The organism is Methyloglobulus sp. (genome assembly GCF_046714055.1).
In the GTDB taxonomy this organism is placed as follows: domain Bacteria; phylum Pseudomonadota; class Gammaproteobacteria; order Methylococcales; family Methylomonadaceae; genus Methyloglobulus.
In genome coordinates, this window is the sequence record NZ_JBKKBJ010000281.1 from 1 (window position 1) to 3,429 (window position 3,429).

5 protein-coding genes and 1 pseudogene are annotated in these 3,429 nt (G+C 47.3%); 4 read left to right on the top strand and 2 right to left on the bottom strand.

What is annotated here, in order from left to right:
- Positions 1-219: 219 nt before the first annotated feature.
- Entirely contained in the window at positions 220-1,098 is an 879-nt protein-coding gene (ubiA, locus tag ACLQ6D_RS17145; protein WP_411728526.1) for a 4-hydroxybenzoate octaprenyltransferase, read from the bottom strand.
- A gap of 95 nt (positions 1,099-1,193) precedes the next feature.
- Between ubiA and arsC the strand changes: the two genes are divergently transcribed.
- From arsC to hda, 4 genes are read left to right on the top strand one after another with little or no spacing between them, the layout of a single operon-like run.
- Positions 1,194-1,541 carry an arsenate reductase (glutaredoxin) gene (gene arsC, locus ACLQ6D_RS17150; RefSeq protein WP_411728522.1) on the top strand — a complete coding sequence of 116 codons (348 nt, stop codon included), beginning with the start codon at positions 1,194-1,196 and terminating at the stop codon, positions 1,539-1,541.
- 24 nt (positions 1,542-1,565) lie between these two features.
- The gene (gene wrbA, locus ACLQ6D_RS17155; RefSeq protein ID WP_411728523.1) at positions 1,566-2,159 is read left to right on the top strand and encodes an NAD(P)H:quinone oxidoreductase; all 594 of its coding nucleotides are present in this window, start codon (positions 1,566-1,568) and stop codon (positions 2,157-2,159) included.
- The gene (locus ACLQ6D_RS17160; protein WP_411728524.1) at positions 2,156-2,509 is read left to right on the top strand and encodes a DUF2069 domain-containing protein; all 354 of its coding nucleotides are present in this window, start codon (positions 2,156-2,158) and stop codon (positions 2,507-2,509) included. The genes wrbA and ACLQ6D_RS17160 overlap by 4 nt, the downstream gene beginning before the upstream one ends.
- 2 nt (positions 2,510-2,511) lie before the next feature.
- Complete coding sequence (gene hda / locus ACLQ6D_RS17165; protein WP_411728525.1) at positions 2,512-3,210, top strand: DnaA regulatory inactivator Hda; 699 nt, start codon at positions 2,512-2,514, stop codon at positions 3,208-3,210.
- Positions 3,211-3,238: 28 nt separating this feature from the next.
- Here hda and ACLQ6D_RS17170 read toward each other — a convergent pair.
- Positions 3,239-3,429, bottom strand: a pseudogene (locus ACLQ6D_RS17170) (hypothetical protein); the annotation flags it as partial.

A 3,429-nucleotide genomic window follows, 5' to 3' on the forward strand; every position in this document is an offset into this window, starting at 1 on the left:
CACTCGCCCTCAATAAAATTCAGCCCACAACCTTTGCGTTTGTGGCGCACCCTCCCCCTCACAACGCCGTTCTTGGTCAGGCGCTCGCCCCCACATCGCTTGCAGTTCAACATGACCATACCCACCACCGTATCAGGATAAGGCTATATTAAACTAAAAAACTATATTTATGTAAACACTCTCAAAAAGACTAATAACTGTATTTTTAAAACATCGCATTTACCTAAAGCCGTAGTCTATAAATATCCCCGCAAACACGGCCAAGCCAAACCAGTTGTTGTTTAGAAACGCTTGGAAACACTGCTTCTTGTCCCGGTGAAAAATCAATATCTGTTGATAGATTAACAACCCTGCCGCTACCGTTAAACCAAAATAATAAGCCCAACCGAGCTGCTGCATCAGCCCTACTTTCATCAATAACCCGATTATCACCAACTGCAATATCGCCATAATATGGCGGTCGTAATCGCCAAACAGGATGGCGGTGGATTTTACGCCGATCTTTAAGTCATCATCTTTATCGACCATGGCATACATGGTGTCGTAAACCAGCGCCCATAACACGACTGCCAGATACATCACCCAAGCCACGGCAGGAATATTATTAAGCTGGGCTGCAAAAGCCATCGGCACCGCCCAGCCAAAGGCCATGCCGAGATAAGCCTGCGGCAAGTGCGTGTAACGCTTCATAAAGGGATAGCTGGCGGCTAAAAATGCCCCGCCGAATGACAAAAATATCGTATAGACATTCAACATCAAGACCAAACCGAATGCACACAGGCATAGCGTAACGAAAACAGCCAAGGCTTCTTTAGTCTGGACTTTTCCGGATGCAATCGGCCTGAGTTTTGTCCGTTCAACATGCGGATCAAAATCACGGTCTGCGTAGTCGTTTATGACGCAGCCGGCTGAGCGCATCAATACCACGCCCAGGAAAAACACGGTAAATACCAAAGGATCAGGCTTGCCCTCGCTCGCTATCCATAAGGCCCAGAGCGTTGGCCAAAGCAGGATGAGTATGCCGATAGGCCGATCTAACCGTGCCAGCAGGCTGTACTGTTTAGCGCGATCAAACAGTTGTGCTTTAGTGATAGGTATTGCCACAATAAAAACCTGGAATAGAGTAAGGATGCTATTATAATCGCTTAGGATTCAAGATTGTTTGATATTGGTTTTTAAAAAGGTGAATCGTTATGGCTGTAAAAATTTACCACAACCCGCGTTGCACTAAATCGCGGCAAACCCTGCAACTGCTGAAAGACCGTGGCATTGAACCGGAAGTGATCGAGTATCTTAAAACTCCACCGAGCGCTGAGGAATTGGCCGATATTCTGGAAAAACTCGGCATGGAGCCGCACGATTTGATACGTAAGCAAGAAGCAGAATACAAAGCCAATGGCCTGGACAATAGCGCATTGGACAGGAAAACGTTAATCAGCGGCATGGTGAATCATCCTATCTTAATTGAACGCCCGATAGTCGTCGCCAACGGCAAGGCTGCGATAGGCCGTCCTCCGGAAAATGTACTCAGCATATTGTAATTGTCAAACTTCATCTCGTTAACAATGGTAAAAATTTTAATTCTTTATTACTCGCGTAATGGCTCCACAACCGAAATGGCTAACCTTATCGCACGGGGCGTTGAATCGGTAAAAGGCACTGAAGCCGTGCTTAGGACGGTTCCTGACGTTTCCACTGTCTGTGAAAAAACCGCCAGCACCATCCCCGAAGAAGGTGGCATTTACGCGACGTTAGACGATTTGAAAGACTGTGACGGCTTGGCATTGGGTAGCCCTACCCGCTTTGGCAACATGGCCGCACCGCTTAAATACTTTCTCGACAGTACGACTGAACTCTGGTTTTCTGGTGCACTTTCGGGCAAACCTGCCGGAGTCTTTACGTCCACAGGCAGTTTGCACGGCGGACAGGAAACTACCTTATTGTCGATGATGCTGCCATTGATGCACCACGGCATGTTGATATTAGGTTTGCCTTATTCAGAAAACGCCTTACGTGAAACCACATCAGGCGGAACGCCTTACGGGCCTAGCCGCGTAACATCTGATGACATGCCCATAACCGAACAGGAAAAAGCGCTATGCCTAGCGCTAGGTGCTCGTTTAGCCAAAACATCACTGTTGCTCAAACAAGGTGCATGAAAATCGCACCTAACTTTCCTTATCATATTGCCTTGATGGGGTTTTTCGGATTGTTCGTGTTATTGATGTTGTGGAATACCGTTCTTACTCCTGTCTCAAATTTTCCTGTTGCGTTAATGTTGCTGATCACTGTCACGCCGTTGTTATTGCCGATGCGTGGGTTCTTGAACGGTCGGCTGAAAAGTTGCGCGTGGCTCGCTTATATTAGCCTTATCTACTTTATACACGGCTGCGCTGAAGCCTACGTTAATGCCAGTACAAGACCATACACCTTACTGGAAATACTGCTGAGTTTGATGATTTTTTTTGGTGCGACATTTTATATACGTTTATCGGGAACCCGCACCTGAGCATGGCTGAACAACTGCCCGTTAAATTTGAGTTTTGGGCTAACCAAACGTTCGACGGCTTTTATCCAGGCAGTAACCAGGAAATCCTGGCTCAGTTGAGAAAAACCGTTACGGGAACGGGAGAACAATTCATTTTCCTTTGGGGTAACGCAGGTCACGGAAAAAGCCATCTATTGCACGCCTGCTGCCATGAAGCATCCAACCAGGGTTTTAGCTCCTTTTACCTGGATTTATCAGATTCCGTATCAACTAAACCTGAGCTATTTACAGGGCTTGAAGACCTTGAGATTGTTTGCGTTGACAACATCGACGCTCTCGCAGGACGAGAGGATTGGGAATCGGCATTTTTTAATTTTTTTAACCAGCATCGTGACAACAATCAGAGGCTGATTTTATCGGCATCGTGTGCGTCCAGCACCCTTGCCTTCACATTACTCGACCTGCAAACGCGTATTAACTGGGGTCTGTCCTTAAAAATTCAGTCCTTGGACGATAACGACAAAATCGCCGTGTTAACCTATAAGGCACGACAAAAAGGCTTTGAAATTCCCCCGCAAGTCGCAGGATTCCTGCTTACTCATTATGACCGTAACCTATCGTCCCTATGGTTGATGCTGGACAAGCTGGACTGGGCATCGTTGGCTGCAAAACGCAAGTTGACCATTCCTTTCTTGAAGCAGATTCTGGAACAACGCAATTAAATTTATTCAGCGTAGCTGGGCAGCGTTCTCAATTAGGCCAAATAGCAGTGGCGGCTAAGCTGAGCATCGCCCGATAATTACGCGCCAACCGCTCGAAGGGAGTCGCTATTTTTGCGAAAGCTTGTTTTGGGCATCCCAGCCCAAGCAAGCGGCAAAAACTTAACGCGACCGCCAATGCCTGCGGCTGCCCCAGCCGTCCTGCTTCCCTCGTTTTATACC